The sequence below is a fragment of the Weizmannia agrestimuris genome (genome assembly GCF_943193165.1).
In the GTDB taxonomy this organism is placed as follows: domain Bacteria; phylum Bacillota; class Bacilli; order Bacillales; family Bacillaceae_C; genus Weizmannia; species Weizmannia faecalis.
This window is the reverse complement of record NZ_CALPDC010000016.1, coordinates 1-19509: the sequence shown is the minus strand read 5'-3', so window position 1 is coordinate 19509 and position 19509 is coordinate 1. Positions and strand designations below refer to the sequence as shown.

Below are 19509 nucleotides of genomic sequence, written 5' to 3'. Positions count from 1 at the left end.
GCTGAAAAAATATATAAATGTTCGGATTTACATTGACTGTTGGCGGTTTAAGCTGGTAAAATGATGGATGGAAATCATGATTTGTAAAATATGCGGAGGTGCACTCAATGTCGTCAGTTGTCGTGGTAGGTACACAATGGGGGGACGAAGGAAAGGGAAAAATTACCGACTTCCTCTCTGAAAATGCGGAAGTGGTGTCCCGCTATCAGGGCGGGAATAACGCGGGCCATACCATCCGTTTTAATGGGGAAACGTATAAACTACATTTGATTCCGTCGGGGATTTTTTATAAAGACAAAATTTGTGTTATCGGAAACGGTGTCGTCGTCGATCCAAAGGCGCTCGTCGAGGAACTGGATTATCTGAACGGACGGGGTATTTCAACGGAAAACTTGCGCATCTCCAACCGTGCGCACGTCATTCTGCCTTACCATATTAAACTGGACGGTGCAGAAGAGGAACGGAAAGGCAGCAATAAAATCGGCACGACGAAAAAAGGGATCGGCCCGGCGTATATGGATAAAGCAGCAAGGACCGGTATCCGGATTGCTGATCTGCTTGATTACGAAGAATTCAAAGAAAAACTGACGCGCAATCTTGAGGAAAAAAACCGTCTGTTTGAAAAAATATACGAAACGGAAGGCTTTACGCTGGAAGAAATTTTGGAGCCTTATTACGAATACGGCCAGCGCTTTAAACAATATGTCTGCGATACGTCGGTTGTTTTAAACGACGCGCTTGATGCGGGCAAACGCGTCCTTTTTGAAGGGGCGCAAGGGGTCATGCTCGATATTGACCAGGGAACTTATCCGTTTGTCACATCATCCAACCCGATTGCCGGCGGCGTCACAATCGGTTCCGGTGTCGGCCCGTCGAAAATCAACCATGTTGTCGGCATTGCCAAGGCTTATACGACACGTGTTGGCGATGGCCCGTTCCCGACAGAGCTTTTGGATGAAACCGGCGACCGGATCCGCGAAACCGGACATGAATACGGCACAACGACAGGAAGAGCGCGCCGTGTCGGCTGGTTTGACAGTGTTGTCGTCCGCCATGCGCGCCGGGTGAGCGGCCTGACAGACTTGTCCGTAAACCTGCTCGATGTACTGACCGGCATTGAAACGTTGAAAATTTGTGTCGCCTACCGCTATAAAGGGAAAGTGCTTGAAGCGTTCCCGGCCAGCTTAAAAGTGCTGGCTGAATGCGAACCGGTTTACGAAGAACTGCCGGGCTGGACGGAAGATATTACCGGCTGCCGTTCCCTTGATGAGCTTCCGGACAATGCCCGCCATTACCTAGAGCGCATTTCCCAACTGACCGGGGTTCCCCTTTCCATGTTTTCCGTCGGTCCGGACCGCCTGCAGACGATTGTGGTCCAAAGTGTCTGGCGGGTATGATGGAAAGCCCAGATGAATTGGTTTTGGGCTGCCGGATAAAGCGGCGGCGGAAACGTACCTGGAACCACGTGGAAAAAAACGATGAAAAAGGGACGCCGGGCAGACACCACAAAAAGCGGTTTTTATCCCGGAATGTCCAATAGAACGGAAAAACGGCGTGATCCCATAAAAGGGGTTTTTCGCCGTTTTTATTTTATTTTAAAGTGGCACACGTTGCGGCTGCCATGCTTAAAAATGAACTTCCATACCCGTTAGCTTAAAAAATTTGTAGAAATGTGTTGCAAAATGGATGATAGATATGATAACATTACTTCTGTTGTTACAAAATGCACAATGGTCCCGTGGTGTAGCGGTTATCACGCCTGCCTGTCACGCAGGAGATCGCGGGTTCGATTCCCGTCGGGACCGCCATTTTACTTATACATATTTGTTCCCGGTTCAGGCCCGGTAGCTCAGTCGGTAGAGCAAAGGACTGAAAATCCTTGTGTCGGCGGTTCGATTCCGTCCCGGGCCATTTACTAAAAAGCACTGCGATGACTTAGACTCTCGTAGTGCTTTTTTATTATACTATACGGCCCGCCCGGCAAGACAAAATGGAAAACAGAATGCATGCCGGATCCCCGGCGCCTTTGATAGATATTACCAAGGGCATGGTTTCAGTAGAATTGGACAATTTTTATGCAAGTAAGTTAAAATTATAATAGTATGGCTGCTGGAAGCTGCCTGTGAATCCTTGATAACGAGCAGCAATGCTTCTGGACTTCCGGGGGCATTGCTGTTCGCCATGGTTCGGGGAAAATGAAATTTTTTAGGAACATAAAGATAATAGAAAATTGTAGATAGATGTCAATCAATGAAAATGGCGCATTTTAAATGAAGGAGTATGGACGATGGATAAAAAAATCTTGATCGTGGATGATGAAAAACCGATTGCCGATATTTTGCAGTTTAATTTAACAAAAGAGGGCTATACGGTGTTTTGCGCCTATGACGGCGAGGAAGCACTGGAAAAGGTGGAAGAAGTGCAGCCGGATTTAATTGTCCTTGATATTATGCTGCCAAAGCGGGATGGCATGGAAGTTTGCCGCGAAGTGCGGAAAAAATACAATATGCCGATCATTATGGTAACGGCAAAAGACTCAGAAATTGATAAAGTGCTCGGCCTTGAGCTCGGTGCCGATGATTATGTCACAAAACCTTTCAGCACCCGTGAACTGATTGCCCGCGTCAAAGCGAATTTGCGGCGGCACCAGCAGACGCCCCCGGCTCCGGGTGAGGAAGAGGAATCCAATGAAATTGCAATCGGTTCACTTGTCATTCATCCGGATGCTTATGTCGTCTCAAAACGCGGCGAGACGATTGAACTGACGCACCGCGAATTTGAGCTGCTCCACTATCTAGCAAAGCATATCGGGCAGGTCATGACGCGCGAGCACCTGCTTGAGACCGTGTGGGGCTATGACTATTACGGCGATGTCCGGACAGTGGACGTCACGGTCAGACGGCTCCGCGAAAAAGTGGAGGATAACCCGAGCCATCCCGAGTGGATTGTGACAAGGCGCGGTGTCGGTTATTATTTGCGCAACCCTGAACAGGAGTAGCCAAATGAATAAGGTGAAATTCTTCCAGTCTATTCACTTTAAGTTTGTCCTGATTTATATTTTGCTGATCGTCGTCGCGATGGAAATTATCGGGGTGTATTTTATCAACAAGCTGGAAAACCAGCTCGAGACGAATTTTAAAAAATCGATATACGACCAGGTCAATGTGCTTGAATACAGTATTGAAGACCTGCTGACGAAAAAGCAGAACCAGGCGGCGGATATTACGCTGAAAGTGAGAAAAGTGCTGGGTGACTTTAAAAGTACGGATGTTTCTGAAATCCGGCTGATTGACGCGCACAGCGGCGTTATTTTGGGCACTTCTTCGAATGACCAGAGCATTGTCGGCCAAAAAACAACCGAAGATATTGTCAAAAGCGTCCGTGTAACCGGCCAGCCGGAAGACCAGATTTATTTGGACAAGCAGACCGGCGACCGAATGTGGGTGCTGGCTTCCCCGATTAAAGCAAACGGCGAAATGATCGGTATTATTTACCTTGTCTCCAAAATTGAAACGGTTTACCGCCAGGTGCAGGCGATTAACCAGATTTTTATGACGGGGACGGTTATTGCAGTGCTGGTTACAGCCCTGCTTGGCGTCATTACCGCACGCACGATTTCAAAGCCGCTCAGTGAGATCCGCAAGCAGGCGATGGCGATGGCACGCGGCAATTTTGCCCGGAAAGTCAAAGTGATCGGGAATGATGAGATCGGGCAGCTCGCTTATTCGTTTAACCATATGACCAAAAAGCTGCAGGAGGCGCAGGCCAGCACGGAAGGCGAGAGAAGAAAACTCGACTCCATCCTGACCCATATGACAGACGGTGTAATTGCGACCGACCGGAGAGGACGGATTATTTTAATCAACGAGCCGGCTGCCGAGATGCTGGATGTTTCACGTGAAACAGTGCTTTCCCAGCCGCTTATATCGGTTTTAAAAATTGAGAATGAACATAAGTTTGATGATTTATTGACAGAGCAGGATTCCGTTATCCTTGACTTCAGTACGGAGGAAGAACCGTATATTTTACGGGCGAATTTTTCGGTGATTCAAAATGAAGCCGGTTTTGTCAGCGGCCTGATTACGGTTTTGCATGATGTCACCGAGCAGGAGAAAATTGATATGGAACGCCGCGAATTTGTGGCCAATGTGTCCCATGAATTGAGAACGCCGCTGACCACGATGAGAAGCTATTTGGAAGCTTTAACAGACGGGGCATGGAAAGATGAGAAAATTGCACCGCAGTTTTTAGGCGTGACGCAAAATGAAACGGAACGAATGATCCGGCTGGTGAATGATTTGCTGAAGCTTTCAAAAATGGACAGCAAAGACGAACATTTAAATAAAGAGTGGGTCAATTTTGTGGAGTTTTTCCACCATGTCATTGACCGGTTTGAAATGGCAAAGCAGCAAAATGTCACGTTCAAACGTAAGCTGCCGAATACGGAAATTTTTGTGGAAATCGATGAAGATAAAATGACCCAGGTGTTGTACAACATTATATCCAATGCGTTGAAGTACTCCCCTGAAGGTGGCCAGATTACGTTTAAGCTGAGGGAACTGAACGAAAAAATTGAAGTCAGCATTTCTGACCAGGGTGTAGGCATCCCGAAAGAAAACGTAAAGAAAATTTTCGAGCGCTTTTACCGTGTTGATAAAGCGCGCAGCCGCAAACTCGGCGGAACAGGGCTCGGCCTTGCAATTGCAAAAGAAATGGTGGAAATGCACGGCGGAAGCATTTGGGCAAGCAGTAAAGAAGGAAAAGGAACGACCATTTACTTTACCCTTCCCTACGAACCGGCACAAGAGGATGAGTGGCTATGAGTCTTGAAAAAGCAAAAACCATCATATTGACGTTGCTCGTGCTTCTGAGCTTGTTGTTAACGTGGCTGATTTGGAACAACCAGCCGAATTATGACTTGCTCAACTTAAAAGATCTGGACAATATCGCGATTGCGAAGGAAAAAAAGGTGCCCGGCATCATCCTCCCTGACAAAATACTTTACCATGAGAATGACGGGACAACCGGCACGGTTCATGACGGGGAAATTTCACGGGTGATGAATCTGCTTCGAACATGGACATTTGATATGAGCAGCTCCCGCCTGTTGCAAAAAAAAGACCTGTATAATTTAATGTACGGAAAAAACAGAATTGAATTGGACTTTCCGGCCCCTGTCCCGTTCAGTGTCTATCAATCGGTCCTGAACTTTGCCAATAAAAAAGTGCCGGATGCCGATTTTGACCATATTGTTATCGAATTAAACAAGGGAACCAAAAACTTAAACCATGTTTACTTTATTTCAACGGCGTCCAATAAAGTATATGAGGCAAGCACAGATCAAAAATCCATTCAGGTGTTCATCTCAAAACTGAACGACAACAAATCTTTGTACAAGCCGTATACTGCCTTTGCCCTTTCCGGCCCGAGAAGAATCTACCTGCCTGCCGGAAATCCGGTGGTGAACCAGTACAAATATGCGACAACCGATATTGAAATTGATAAATTTAAAAAAGCGCTGTTTGCCGATCCAAACTTTGTAAAGAAAGTGGCGGGGGAATATACAAATGGTATCAGCCTGTTGCGGACAGATGAATCCAATAAAGTCTTAACCTTCGTGAATCCAGGGGAAGACATCGGGTACAGCTCCGATCCGAACCATCTGCTGACGCGGGCCATTGATTTTATTAACCAGCACAGCGGCTGGACGGACCAGTACCAGTATTTCGAAATCAATGAGCGGGAAAATGAAGTCACGTTCCGGCTTTTTAAAGACGGCTATCCTGTTTTTAACGATGACGGCATGGCGGAGATCCGGGAATACTTAGGCAAATCGGAAATTTACAAGTATGTCCGCCCGTATTTCAACCTGTCGCTCAACCTGCCGTTAAAACCGGCTGCTGTTAAACTCCCGCCGGCTCAGGATGTAATCGCCGGCTTGCAGACAAACTCTTCCGTTCAAATGAACAAGGTGAGAGATATTGCAGTCGGGTACCGTTTACAAAAAGACAGTGACGATATCCTTTCGCTGCAGCCGGCCTGGTATTATTGCGAAGACGGAATTTGGAAAATGGCAGGGGGGGATGAAGATGGACTGGAGTAAAACAAAAACAATCTTTATTCTTGTTTTCTTGGTGCTTGATATTTACCTTTCCTGCCAGTTGTATTTCAAACATGTCAAAAATCAGTATGAAGTCATTGGCAGCCCGACAGCGGAACAAAGTTTAAAGGCTGCAAACATTACGTTCGTGAACCTGCCGAAAGGAAAGGCAAAACGGCCGTATATCAGCGCGGAAGAAAAAGTATTTACCGCAAAAGACTTGAAAAAATTGAAAAACCAGCAGGCGGAAATCGTGAACGGGTATCAACTCAGTTCCGCTTTTGATAAGCCGGTGAAATTGGGAACAAAAATCAAAACGGACCAGCTGGAGGCGGTTATTCAGGAAAATATGCTTTACGGCAGCCGCTATAAACTGTGGAACTATGATAAAGACTTGAATCAGGCCGTCTTTTATGAGACATATAACGGAAAAATGATTTTTAATAATAAGAACGCGAAATTGACCGTGTATTTAAATGACCAGAATGAAATCATTTCCTATGACCAGACGTATTTGACCAATATTAAAATCTACCGGGAAGAAGAAGAGACATTGTCGGCGGTAAAGGCGGTGGAAGCCTTATATAAGAAAGGAACGCTGAAACCGAACAGCAAAGTGACGAAGGCGGAACTCGGTTACTATACGAGGGTGCCGGAACTCCAGGTGCTTGTGCCGACATGGCATTTTACAGTAAAACACGGGAATGAAACAGAGCAATTATTTATCAATGCATTTGAAGGTCAGGTCAACGAAATGGAAAATGCACAATAATTTTGGAGAGGATACGATGGGGATGCAATTTAGTGTACTTGCGAGCGGAAGCACGGGAAATGCGATCTATGTGGAGACAGAGCAGCATGCTTTTTTAGTGGATGCCGGTTTAAGCGGAAGGCAAATGGAACAGCTTTTCGGGCAGATTGGCCGCAATATTGCCGATTTAAGCGGAATCCTTGTTACGCATGAACACAGTGACCATATTAAAGGAATCGGGGTGCTGGCACGGAAATACAAGCTCCCGATTTATGCCAATGACAAAACATGGTCGGCGATGGAAGGCATGATTGGAGAGATTCCAACAGATTTGAAGTTTTCATTCGGGATGGAATCTGTCCAATCGTTCGGAAGCCTTGAGATTGAGTCATTCGGCGTTTCCCACGATGCCGTCCAGCCGATGTTTTATATTTTTCATGAAGGCGGCAAAAAATTGGTCATCATTACGGATACAGGTTATGTCAGCGATCGGATGAAAGGGACGATTTCCAATGCGGACATTTTTGTTTTTGAAAGCAACCACGATGTGGAAATGCTCCGGATGGGAAGGTACCCGTGGAGTGTAAAACAGCGCATTTTGAGCGATGTCGGGCATGTGTCGAATGAAGATGCCGCACTTGCGATGAGCGAAGTGATCGGGGACCGGACAAAACGAATATACCTTGCCCATTTAAGCAAAGATAACAATATGAAAGACCTCGCGCGGATGGCGGTTTCCCAAACGCTTCAGGAACAGGGCCTGGCGGTCGGCGAAACGTTTTCATTATATGATACGGATCCGAAAATTCCAACGGCCTTAACAGCTGTTTAACCAGAGCAATCCGGTGGCAGAATCTGTCGCTGTGGGGCCCGCCGCCAACAACCGGGGCAGCGTTTAATCGGCAGGCGGGCCATATTTTTTTATTTTGGCGCTTGATTTTTAGTAATTTTTAATTATCAGCCATTATAATGGAATCAGAACGGGCAAAAAAGAGCTCCTTCATCTAACTTCTATTTTCCTCATCAGTACAGAAAGGGTGGTGCGCAATGGGATATTATGATGATCAGGACGGCCAACGGCGTGGAAAAGAAAACAGGCGGAGCGGCGGAAAATTTGGTTATTTTCTTTCCGGGCTGATTGGCGTGATTGTGGGGGCGCTTGTGGTAGCCCTTCTTTTTCCAAATATTTTTGGAAAAACGAACTCAGACTCTTCTGCGGTAGATTCAAATTCTGTGGCAAATACCAGCACGTCAACGGCAAAAACAACGAAAACCGTCTCGTTAAAGGTGACAACCGATATTACAAAAGCAGTGGAAAAGACGGAGAAAGCGGTTGTCGGCGTCTCAAACATTCAAAAACAAAGTATTTGGTCTGATGATATGTTTGGGCAGGACTCAAAATCTTCTTCCTCTTCTTCTCAGGAAGCCGGATCCGGTTCCGGGATTATTTACAAAAAAGCCGGTGATAAAGCTTATGTCGTCACCAATTACCATGTGATTGAAGGGGCAAATGCGCTGGAGGTGACCTTATCGAACGGGAAAAAGCTTTCTGCCAAACTTGTCGGCGGCGATAAATATACGGATCTGGCCGTTCTACAAATAGACGGCAGCAATGTGACAACGGTTGCTCAATTCGGTGATTCGGATGCATTAAAACTTGGAGAATCTGTTATTGCGATCGGTAACCCGCTTGGTGAAGAATTTGCCGGATCTGTTACAGAAGGGATTGTTTCCGGGTTGAATCGGACTGTTCCGGTGGATATCGACGAAGATGGAACGGAAGATTGGCAGGAAGAAGTCATTCAAACCGATGCTGCGATCAACCCTGGCAACAGCGGTGGTGCTTTAATCAATATTTCCGGCCAGGTTGTCGGGATCAACTCCATGAAAATTTCAAATGAGTCGGTTGAAGGCATCGGATTTTCGATTCCAATTAATTCAGCAAAACCGGTCATTCACCAGTTGGAAACAAAAGGGAAAATTACCCGCCCGGCAATGGGTGTCGGGATTGTAAACGTCTCGGATATCTCGGCTTACCAGCAGCAGGAAACGTTAAAATTGCCTACCAATGTGACGACCGGCGTTGTGATTGGCTCTATTGAAAACGGGTCCCCTGCCGGTAAAGCCGGTTTGAAAGAATTTGACGTCATTTACAAACTGGACGATCAAAAAATTAACAACACCGTGGAATTAAGGAAATATCTGTATGAGCATAAACAGCCCGGCGATAAGGTGAAAGTGTCGGTATACCGGAACGGCCAGCCGAAAACATTCACATTAACACTCGGGACCGCTTCGGGAAGCAATTAACAAACTGCGGAGGAAAGGCGGAAAGCTTTTCCTTCCTTTTTTTGCGGCATTCAGTTATCAACAGGTCAAAGCGTGCTGCGGATCGCATCCAGAATGAACATTTTGTTGGAAAAGGTTCCTGTACGGGCGGATATTTGTGGAAATTGCTCGAAAAAAAGGTTATAAACAGGCTGTGAATAGCGAAAAATGGTGAAATATATCTTGTATGGAACGGTTATTCCCACACAAAATGTGGATAGTTTCTGTGGATATGTGGATAACCCTTGTCAGTAGCTTGTGGGTAAGGTGGGTGTAAGTTGTGAATATCTCTATCGTTACAGTGGGAAAATTAAAAGAAAAATATTTGAAACAAGGCATTCAGGAATATTTAAAACGTCTTTCCGCTTATGCAAAAGTTGAAATCATCGAAGTAGCGGATGAAAAAGCGTCCGAAATGCTGAGTGCAGCGGAAATGGAGCTGGTAAAGCAGAAGGAAGGCGAGCGGATTCTTGCAAAAATCAGCCCGGACACCTATGTCATCACCCTGGCGATCGATGGGAAAATGAAGTCGTCAGAGGAACTGGCCGATTCACTCGACCGCCTTGCGACATACGGCAAAAGCAAAATAGCCTTTGTGATCGGCGGCAGTCTCGGCTTAAGCCAAGCGGTTCTGCAGCGCGGCAACGAAAGCCTCTCTTTTTCAAAAATGACCTTCCCCCACCAGCTCATGCGACTCATCTTAGTCGAACAAATTTACCGCGCATTTCGGATTATTAGGGGGGAACCGTATCATAAGTAGGGCAAAAAAGTTGTAGAGAAAGCGGGTATTGAAAATATGTTCATTATCCGTTTCGCGATACAACATGTAAATAAGTTATAGGTTATTGAAAATAACGGTAGAAGGCAGATCCCAGCTGTGGAAAGGGAACCGCCCTCTTTATATTCAAAAGTATTGAAAAATGAACAAAAATTTAGGACAATAAAAGAAAGATATTTGTGGGATTGGAGGGGGAAAAATGAACAGTGAAATAGAACAGCAATTAGAAAAGCAACTCAAAGGCTTTGAAACGTTGCCCTTTTTATTTGTAGGTGCAGGCCTGTCAAGAAGATATTTGAATACACAAAGCTGGGATGGATTGCTTCAAGACTATGCAAACTTAGCCAAAAGCAACGAGTTTGGTTATCAACTATACTTGGAAGAACTAAAAGAGCATGAGACACCCGTTGGAAAAAATCCTAAACTTGCCACGCTCATTGAAAGAGATTTTAATAAACTTTGGTTGATGGATGATAGATATGCAGAAAAAAGAAGACTTCATAAAGAAAAGGTTCAAGCCGGTATATCTCCATTTAAAATTGACATCGCTCAAAACTTGATAGAAAAGCAAGAAAAAGTCGTTGATGAGTATGAAGAAGAAATAAAGCTTTTTAAACAGCTTGGAAATAATCATATAGCTGGAATCATTACAACCAACTATGACACCTTTTTAGAGTCATGCTTTGAAGACTATAGTGTATATATTGGACAAAGTGAGTTAATTTTTTCTGTTATTCAAGGAATTGCAGAGATATATAAAATCCATGGTTGTGTGACAAAACCAGAGTCTATTGTTATAAATGAAGATGACTATTTGGCATATGTTAGCAAAAACGCCTATTTGGCAGCAAAAATTCTCACAATTTTCTTGGAGCATCCAATAATATTTATTGGTTACTCCATTAATGACCCCAATATAGAGGAAATCTTGAATTCAATTGTGACTTGTTTGGATGACGAACAACTTGAGACATTGAAGGATCGATTTATATTTGTGGAATGGAACAATTCAGGACGGGAGGACTCAATAAAAACCTTTCAAAAGTCTTTCCCGAGTGGTAAGCGTATTGAAATGACCCATCTATTCATAAAAGATTATGCCTCTCTCTATAAATTGCTTACAATTTTAAAAGCAAAGTACAAAGCCCCGGTTTTAAGAAAACTGAAAAGTGAGATATATGAATTGGTACTGACTAGCGAGCCAAGTGAGAGTTTAAAAGTAGTAAATATAGACGACGAAAGATTAGAGAATATTGAAGTGGTTGTCGGAGTGGGAGTTATAAAGAACTTTGCTCAGAAAGGGTACGAAGGGATTTCCGTTAAGGAAATTTATGAAGATGTGGTCTTTGATGACAAGAATTTTGATCCTGCATTAGTCGTGGAAAAGTCGCTACCTACATTGTTGAAAAGACATAGTAACAGTATTCCTATTTATAAATATATAAAAGAATATAAAGGAGTTTTGCCAGCACAGATTTCCAAGGAGATTAAAACGGACTTCAATTCGTTTCTCAATAGATACTTGATTCAAAGAAAGAAAAAATTTCATCTTGAAGAACGATCTGTAAAAGAGATTGCAAAAAAATACGAGTTAGAAAAGGCTTTAGAATATATTTGTCTTTTGGATGAGAAGGAAATTAAATTAGATGAGTTAAATCACTTCTTGGAAGTGACTTTTAAACAAAATCCCAATATTTTAGAAAACAAAAAGGTGGCAACAAACTTTAGAAGGGTAGTAAAAATTTTTGATTGGTTGAAGTACGCAAAATAAAAAGCCCGAGAAACATAGTAAGGACTGAACACTCACGACTGTTTCTAGGGCTTTGGTACCGAATGCCAGTAAGCAGCAAGGGCATTCACTTGCGACTTCCTATAGCATTGTAAACTTATCTTATACAACTTAAAGTTAACATATGAATTTCGTTTCGTCAATTAGATACCCTCGACAAAAGCGAAAAATTTTTTTGTGATTTTGTGTACGTTTGAAATTAAAACTGTAAATAGATATTAGAGTGTATGTTCTAATGCTGATTTTTGCCTCTCAAATAGTCACGAGGAACCGTATCATCAGTAAACAAAGAATGCCAAGTGTCCAATGCCGGACATTTGGCATTTTCCTTCTATTGCCTGTTCTGTCTGCAGCATGGCAGCCATGAAAGCAACATGGCCTTCTTGAAAAGCTAAATCCATCCTTTTTCTTCGGCGATACTTGCTGCTTCTGTCCTGTTGTTTGCCCCCAGTTTATGGATGATGTCAGAGATATAGTTGCGGACCGTGCCGGAGGATAAATAAAGCTCTTCGGTAATCGCTTTTGTCGTTTTTCCTAAAGCTGCCAGACGCAAAATTTGCTGTTCTCTTTCGGTTAGAGGATTTTCTTCCCGAATGGCATCGAACATAAGCTCCGGACTGAATACCCGCTTGCCGGCCATACATTTGCGAATGGCATCTGCCAGTTCACGAATCTCGCCATCTTTCAGCAGGTAGCCGTGTACCCCGCTTTTCACCGCCCTTTCGAAATAACCGGGGCGGGCAAAGGTTGTCAAAATGATGACTTTCGTTGAGGCATTTCTATTTGCCAGCTCTCTTGCAACGTCTAATCCACTTAATGCCGGCATTTCAATGTCCATTAAGCAAACATCAGGCTTCAGCTTGAAAATGGCCTCGAGCGCTTCCCTGCCATTCACCGCCTGGCCGATTACCTCCATATCTTCTTCCATGCCGAGCAAGGAGCCTAATGCACTTAAAAGCATTCTCTGATCTTCGGCAATAAAGATGCGAATCATAAAACAACCTCCTCCTGTTCTTTCTTAATCATCGGAATGGACAATTCCAAAATTGTGCCATTTTGGTTGTAAAAATGAAGCTCTCCATTGATTAACTGCAATCTTTCTTCCATCCCCCGCAAACCATTGCCCATTGGTTTATTTTCATCTATTCCCTTCCCATTATCTTGAATGACGATTTTGACATTTTCAGCAGACTGTGAAATGGAAAGGATACAATGCGTTGCCCTGCTGTGTTTCACGACATTTGTCACGGCTTCACGAATACACAAACTTACAATATTTTGCGTTAACGGGGGAATTTTTGAAAAATCAACGCCGGTACTGTACTGGTAAGTAAAGTTTGCCGCTCTCAAAATCTGTTGAATTTGAACGAGTTCCTCTGCAATGGTAATCGTCCGCAGATCGGAAACAAGTTCCCTGACCTGCTTAAGGACTGCTCTTGAAGTTAATTCTATTTCTTTTGCCTCCTGCTGCGCACGTTCAGTGTCAATGGAAATGAGACGTTGCACCAATTGACTTTTTAAAGTGAGCAGAGAGAGGGTATGGCCCAGTTTGTCATGGAGATCGCGGGAAATCCGCACGCGTTCCTCACGCTTGATGAGTTCAGCGATACGCTGGTTTGCCTGGTCAAGCTTCCGTTCAAGCTCTCTTTTCTGTACAATGGAGCGTAACCCGAAAGGCGAGATAAGCATGACGATAAGAAAGGGGATGAAAAATAACAATTCTCCCGCCCGGGGCAAGGATGGCGCATGCCATATATGATAGAGGAGCGGCACCAAAAGTACCAAAGTAAGACCTGTAAGTCCCCGGTAAAATTTTGTATTTTCCCGATAATAACCGGTAAAGTTTGCCGGGAAAAAGCCTAAGAAAACGTAACTTAAACCGTAAAATATACAATAAATGAAAATGATGGACAGCTGTAAAGCCAGCCAATAGGTGAAAGCTTTTTTCCCGATTGTAAAATAAAGCTGGCGATACGTCATAAAGAATAGCATAAGCATTCCATAGCCCACAAGCTGCTTCATTCCGGTTTCTTTTAATAACGAAAAAGCAGGGAACAGCATATAAATCAAAAAGACATAGGGAAAGAAGCCCAAACGGCTTGGAAACAGGCGGGGCATTTTCATTTTGGTCACACCGTTTCTTGTTTTCTTTGAATATATTTTGATAGTAGCATGAACACAACAAAATAAGTGAGCAAAACCAAAATATTTTTCCAGCCCGGCATCCCGCCTTGAACAATTTCCCATGCGCCGCTTCCAAAATGATAGGATGGCAGCCAATGGGCGATATTTTGCATCGTTTTTGGCATCACTTCAATCGGCATCCACATCCCGCCGCAAACGGCTAGCAACATATAGAGGACATTGCTGATTGCGGCTGCTGTTTCAACTTTTTTCATACAGCCGATTAAGGTTCCAATCGAGAGAAATGGAAGCGATCCAAGCAATATCCATCCACCGCTCATAGCCCATTCTGCCGGAGCCAATGAGACCCTGTTCAGAATGGCCCCTGCAAAGAAAATCATACATATGGAAAAAACATGAATTACGCTCTGTCCGGCCATCCGGGCTGATAAATAAATAGAATCAGGAAGGGGTGTGAGGCGCATAAATGCCGCCCATCCTTGTGCACGCTCCTGGACGATGCGGATTCCAAGGGTCATGATAGAGGAGCCCATCACACTAAAGGCGGTCATGGACATTAAGTAATGGGCTTTCCATGCGGCGGGATCCGGAGCATGGGTGTCCACCACTTTGGTAAAAATGTAATAAAAGACAATGGGCATGGCCAGCGACCAAAAAACAAAATAACGGTTCCGCAGCACGCGTTTTATCTCCATTTTGCATTGCAGTTGAAAAGCTTTCATTTTAATCGGCCTCCTGATTTTCTTTTGTTATCCGGCTGAATGCATCTTCCAGATTTCCATTGTCAATTTGAATATTGTACGCTCCGATTTTTTCCCGAAAAAGCAGTTCCAGTACGCTGTCTGTATTATCCGAGCAGATGTACACCCGGTTATTTTTCCGAAAGATTTGCCCGACTTCAGGATGATGATCAAGCAATTTCAGTGATTGTTCAGAATTCGTGCAAAAAGAAACGGTTTTCTTTGAAATGTTTGTTTTGATTTGTTCGGGCGTCCCGCCGGCAATGATTCCGCCGTCCTTAAAGAGCAGGATCCGGCGGGCATTGTCATCTGCTTCCTGTAAATAATGGGTGGAGAACACGATCGTCTTTCCCTGGTTTGCCATGAGGTTAATCGTTTCCCAAAAATGTTGTCTCGCGGTGATATCCATTCCAACGGTTGGTTCGTCAAAGATCAGAAAATCCGGGTTTCCGGCAAGTGCCAGCGCAAAGTTCAAGCGTCTTTTCTGGCCGCCGGATAATTTTTCCGTCCGTGTTTTTAAATCTTTTTCCGTCAGCCCCGTTAAACGGACCAGGTCCTTTAGCGGCAATGGACTAGGATAGTAACTTCTGACCAGCATAAGAAGTTCATTTATGGTCAGCCCCGGCATTATGCTCACTTCCTGCAGCATGACGCCGGTTCTTTGGCGGGCCTGCAATGTGCCCGGCTCGTTGTTGAAAAGTTTAATCTTGCCGGCTGTCGGTTTTAGTAACCCTAAAATCATGGAAATGGTGGTCGTCTTTCCCGCGCCATTCGGGCCAAGAATGGCTGTTACTTCCCCCTTGTGAATTGAAAAACTGACATCCTTGACCGCTGGTTTCTGTTTAAACGTTTTTATGACATTTTCCAGACATAAAACTTCATTCATGATCCGCACCTCCTTGTATGTACGATTATTGTATAAGGAGCATGGAGTGATTTTAAGTAAGGAATGTCACCATTTTGGCATGACAATTGTCATATCATGATTTAGAAGCGAGGGCCAAGACGAGCGGTTTAACCGTGAGGATCGGGGAGAAAGGAACCGGGGTTTTTACTTGGCAGGGATTTTTTTGCACAAAAACAGCTGCAGCCTGCCACGCTGCAGCTGTTTGGCATTTTCAGGTGATAATTTTGTTTTTCGAATCCGGGCGGGATTGAAGTTCTGCTTCGATCCGGGAATGCTTCGAGGATTCGGCCATGAATAAGTAGGTGAGCAGGCTGATGGCAATACAGCCGGCAACGTAGTAGAAAAAGGCGGATTCCACGCCGGCATTTTTCAGCCAAAGCGCGATAAACTCGGCTGTTCCGCCAAAGATTGCGACAGTTAATGAATAGGGAAACCCGACACCAAGCGCGCGGATTTCAGTCGGGAACAGCTCAGCTTTTACAATGGCATTAATGGAAGTATAGCCGGTTACAATGGTCAGCCCTGCCATCATGAGAAGAAAAGCAAAAACCGGGTTCTGCGTTTCTCTCAACCATAAAAATATCGGCACGGTCAAAAGGGTCCCAAGAATGCCGAAGCCGATTAACAGCGGCCTGCGCCCGATCCGGTCGGACAGCTTTCCGGCAAGCGGCTGGAAAACAACAAAGATGAAAAGGGCAATGAAGTTGATCCAGCTGACGGTTTCTTTATCAATTCCCGACGTGTTCACCATAAATTTTTGCAGATAGGTGGTGAATGTGTAGAATGCGACAGTGCCGCCAAGCGTAAGGCCGACAACGGTCAGCACCGCTTTCGGATAATTCATCAGAACCTTCAGCGTTCCGGCATTTTTACGCGTTTCCGATCCCATCTCCTCGAATTGTTCGGACTCGTCCATCGTACGGCGCAGCCACAAGACCACCAATGCGCCAATCGCGCCGATCACAAACGGGATCCGCCATCCCCACGAGGTCATTTCGCTTTCATTTAATGCGAGTTGGAGCACAATTTGGACACCAAGTGCGATCAACTGCCCCGATACAAGCGTGACGTATTGGAAACTGGAATAGAAGCCGCGGCGGCCGCTGCTTGCCATTTCGGACAAATAAGTAGCAGAAGTGCCGTATTCCCCGCCCAGCGAGATCCCCTGAACAAGGCGGGCCAGGACCAAAATAACCGGTGACAGCACACCAATCCTGCTGTATCCCGGTGTACAGGCAATGACAAGCGAACCGAGCGCCATAATGGCAACGGAAAGGGTCAGTGCAGCCCGGCGGCCGTACCGGTCTGCATACCGGCCCATGATCAGGCTCCCGAGCGGCCGCATCAGAAAACCAATGGCAAAAATCCCGGCTGTATTTAATAACTGGACAGTTTGGTTCCCCTCCGGAAAAAACTCTGATGAAAAATAAACCGCAAACGCAGAATAAACATACCAATCATACCATTCGATCAGATTGCCAAGTGATCCTTTAAAGATGTTAGCAGTCACATGTCTGGATGTGCGTCCGGTTGTTTGTGCCAATTTGTCTTCCCCCTTTGTAAAATGAAAATTCCCGTCTTCAATCCGTGAAAAATATCTCCTGGCATCCCCCCTTTGGTAAATGCAAGAAATATACTAGTAAAATTTCTATTTACAAGATTCATTATATTATATTTTTAAGCAAAATGAAGAATGAATCATTCAGCAAATAAAAAGGTTTCCTGATATTTCCATTGTCAAATTGTGTATCATTATTCTAAAGAATTATCATAAAATATGATATTATGATATTAAGACTTGTAAAGCGTTTTCCCGGGGACTGTCTTGTTCTGAAAAAGAGGCAGTGTGTCCGGAATAATATTAGCAAATACAGGGATAAGGAGAAGGTAATCATGAGCATCAGACAGGGAAAGACAGACGTCATCTTAATCGGTGCCGGCATTATGAGTGCAACGCTGGGCACCTTGCTGAAAGAACTGGCCCCGGATTGGGAAATCACCGTATATGAGAAGCTGGCAAAACCGGGGGAAGAAAGTTCGAATGAATGGAACAATGCGGGGACCGGGCACTCGGCATTATGTGAGCTGAATTATACGCCTGAAAAACCGGACGGCTCAATAGATATTACAAAAGCTGTAAATGTAAATGAACAGTTCCAGCTTTCAAGGCAGTTCTGGTCCTACCTGGTCAGCAAGGGGCTGATCCGCAATCCGCAGGACTTTATCCGGCCGATCCCGCATATGAGCCTCGTAGAAGGGGAGGAGAACGTTGCTTTTCTAAAAAAACGATTTAAAGCGCTGTCAGCCCATCCGCTTTTTGAAGGAATGGCGTTTTCCGACGACCCCGGGCAATTAAAGGAATGGATTCCGCTTGTGATGGAAGGCAGGAAGTCCAATGAACCGGTAGCGGCGACAAAAAGCGATGCAGGGACGGACGTCAACTTCGGCGCCTTGACCCGCATACTGTTTGACCATTTGGAACGCCAAGATGTCGAAATAAACTATAAGCATGCCGTTCAAGATATTCAACGCACCCCGGAAGGAAACTGGGAAGTGAAAGTGCATGATATTGAGCACAACAGAATCGAATACCATACGGCGAAATTCATTTTTATCGGGGCCGGTGGCGGAAGCCTGCCGTTGCTTCAAAAAACCGGCATTCCGGAGTCCAAACATATTGGAGGGTTTCCGGTAAGCGGGTTATTTATGGTGTGCAACAATCCTGAAGTCATCAACCGCCACCATGCAAAAGTGTACGGGAAAGCGAAAGTCGGTGCGCCGCCGATGTCTGTGCCGCATTTGGACACAAGATATATTGACCATAAAAAATGTTTGCTGTTCGGCCCGTTTGCCGGCTTCTCGCCGAAGTTTTTAAAAACAGGGTCAAATTTAGACCTGATTGGTTCTGTGAAGCCGAATAATGTCGTAACGATGCTTGCGTCCGGGGCAAAAAATGTACCGCTTGTTAAATATTTGATCGGGCAGCTTCTATTGTCAGACGAAAAACGCCTGGAGACACTGCAGGAATTCATTCCGGATGCGAGATTGGAAGACTGGGATGTTGTCGTAGCCGGGCAGCGTGTCCAGGTGATTAAAGATACGGAAGCAGGCGGAAAAGGCACGCTTCAGTTCGGCACGGAGGTGGTAACGGCTGCTGACGGTTCAGTCGCAGCATTGCTCGGCGCTTCGCCGGGTGCTTCTACTGCTGTCCATGTTATGCTCGAAGTCATTGAAAAATGCTTCCCGGACCGGAAAAAAGCATGGGCACCAAAAATAAAAGAAATGATTCCTTCTTATGGCGTGCGGCTCGCAGAAAATCCGGATCTGCTGCATCAAATTCACGCTGAAACGGCAGAGACGCTCGGCCTGACGGAAAAAGAACCGGCCTACCGGTAACACGCTTGAGCGCTAAAATGAAAGGCCTTTGATCCTAAAGCGGATTGAAGGGCCTTTTTTTGGCTGTAACGCAGGCTCAACCAGCACTCCTGTTGCAGGCAGCCGGAAAACAGCACAGGTGCAAGCGAAGGGACAATTTCGGCATGCTGTTTTCTTTTTTGGGTGCCATCCAAAGAAAACCCTATCAAGTCGATAGGAATATATTGATTTTTGTCCCGGCGTTCAGTAAAATAAAGATGTTGCTAAAATGCTGAAAATTTCTTATCCCGGGCGGCGGAAGGGCTGTCCTTGGAAACCGGCATCATAATAGGTATCGTTCATGATCGTCTATCAAGATAAGAAAACCGCAGCAATACCTGAAAAAGGGCAGTCGTTTTCTTAGGAAACGGCTTTTTGTCGTCCGGTCTTTGAAATGCGCTGGACACCTGAATCGGGACAGCAACGTGATACATATCGGGCGGCTGGTGCAAGCCCGCCTGGATTGAAGAGAATTTTTCAAAAAAGTCCTACGGTGTGATGTCAAGGGTTAAAAACAAGTGAATTGGAAATTTTGTTGGCTCTATGTCGTAAAAATG

15 protein-coding genes and 2 tRNA genes are annotated in these 19509 nt (G+C 45.0%); 12 read left to right on the top strand and 5 right to left on the bottom strand.

Annotation, left to right across the window (positions count from 1 at the left end; genetic code table 11):
- Positions 1–107 precede the first annotated feature (107 nt).
- The 11 genes from NFR98_RS08205 (at position 108) to NFR98_RS08155 (ending at position 11728) form a co-directional block, all read left to right on the top strand.
- Positions 108–1397, top strand: coding sequence for an adenylosuccinate synthase (locus NFR98_RS08205; RefSeq protein ID WP_014096627.1), 1290 nt, complete (start codon positions 108–110; stop codon positions 1395–1397).
- A gap of 335 nt (positions 1398–1732) precedes the next feature.
- A tRNA-Asp gene (locus NFR98_RS08200) sits at positions 1733–1808 on the top strand.
- Positions 1809–1838: 30 nt separating this feature from the next.
- Positions 1839–1911 (top strand) — tRNA-Phe (locus tag NFR98_RS08195).
- Positions 1912–2287: 376 nt separating this feature from the next.
- A complete protein-coding gene (gene yycF, locus NFR98_RS08190; RefSeq protein WP_013860876.1) occupies positions 2288–2998 on the top strand; it encodes a response regulator YycF in 711 nt (236 codons plus the stop codon).
- A gap of 4 nt (positions 2999–3002) precedes the next feature.
- Positions 3003–4823 (top strand): cell wall metabolism sensor histidine kinase WalK, encoded by a 1821-nt coding sequence (walK, locus tag NFR98_RS08185; protein WP_251459946.1) that lies wholly within the window; start codon positions 3003–3005, stop codon positions 4821–4823.
- Positions 4820–6103: a YycH family regulatory protein gene (locus tag NFR98_RS08180; RefSeq protein ID WP_014096630.1), complete on the top strand. Its 1284-nt coding sequence runs from the start codon at positions 4820–4822 to the stop codon at positions 6101–6103. Before walK ends, NFR98_RS08180 begins: the two co-directional genes overlap by 4 nt.
- Complete coding sequence (locus NFR98_RS08175) at positions 6090–6872, top strand: two-component system regulatory protein YycI (protein ID WP_026683518.1); 783 nt, start codon at positions 6090–6092, stop codon at positions 6870–6872. The genes NFR98_RS08180 and NFR98_RS08175 overlap by 14 nt, the downstream gene beginning before the upstream one ends.
- A gap of 16 nt (positions 6873–6888) precedes the next feature.
- A complete protein-coding gene (locus tag NFR98_RS08170) occupies positions 6889–7683 on the top strand; it encodes an exodeoxyribonuclease YycJ (protein WP_061565617.1) in 795 nt (264 codons plus the stop codon).
- 215 nt (positions 7684–7898) lie between these two features.
- Positions 7899–9161, top strand: coding sequence for a S1C family serine protease (locus tag NFR98_RS08165; protein WP_026683520.1), 1263 nt, complete (start codon positions 7899–7901; stop codon positions 9159–9161).
- A 298-nt stretch (positions 9162–9459) separates the two neighbouring features.
- On the top strand, positions 9460–9939 hold the full coding sequence (rlmH, locus tag NFR98_RS08160) for a 23S rRNA (pseudouridine(1915)-N(3))-methyltransferase RlmH (protein ID WP_035183097.1): 480 nt from the start codon (positions 9460–9462) through the stop codon (positions 9937–9939).
- Between the two features lie 217 nt (positions 9940–10156).
- A complete protein-coding gene (locus tag NFR98_RS08155; RefSeq protein WP_133536984.1) occupies positions 10157–11728 on the top strand; it encodes an SIR2 family protein in 1572 nt (523 codons plus the stop codon).
- A gap of 409 nt (positions 11729–12137) precedes the next feature.
- Here NFR98_RS08155 and NFR98_RS08150 read toward each other — a convergent pair whose 3' ends face one another.
- From NFR98_RS08150 to NFR98_RS08130, 5 genes are all read right to left on the bottom strand, one after another.
- Positions 12138–12740 (bottom strand): response regulator transcription factor, encoded by a 603-nt coding sequence (locus NFR98_RS08150; RefSeq protein WP_133536982.1) that lies wholly within the window; start codon positions 12738–12740, stop codon positions 12138–12140.
- Positions 12737–13870 (bottom strand): sensor histidine kinase, encoded by a 1134-nt coding sequence (locus tag NFR98_RS08145; RefSeq protein WP_251459944.1) that lies wholly within the window; start codon positions 13868–13870, stop codon positions 12737–12739. The genes NFR98_RS08150 and NFR98_RS08145 overlap by 4 nt, the downstream gene beginning before the upstream one ends.
- Positions 13871–13875: 5 nt before the next feature.
- The gene (locus NFR98_RS08140; protein ID WP_014096643.1) at positions 13876–14613 is read right to left on the bottom strand and encodes an ABC transporter permease; all 738 of its coding nucleotides are present in this window, start codon (positions 14611–14613) and stop codon (positions 13876–13878) included.
- A 1-nt stretch (position 14614) separates the two neighbouring features.
- The gene (locus NFR98_RS08135) at positions 14615–15517 is read right to left on the bottom strand and encodes an ABC transporter ATP-binding protein (protein ID WP_251459942.1); all 903 of its coding nucleotides are present in this window, start codon (positions 15515–15517) and stop codon (positions 14615–14617) included.
- 232 nt (positions 15518–15749) lie between these two features.
- Entirely contained in the window at positions 15750–17081 is a 1332-nt protein-coding gene (locus NFR98_RS08130; protein WP_251459939.1) for an MFS transporter, read from the bottom strand.
- 350 nt (positions 17082–17431) lie between these two features.
- On the opposite strand from NFR98_RS08130, the gene NFR98_RS08125 reads away from it, so the two are divergent.
- A complete protein-coding gene (locus tag NFR98_RS08125) occupies positions 17432–18934 on the top strand; it encodes a malate:quinone oxidoreductase (protein ID WP_251459936.1) in 1503 nt (500 codons plus the stop codon).
- Positions 18935–19509: the final 575 nt, after the last annotated feature.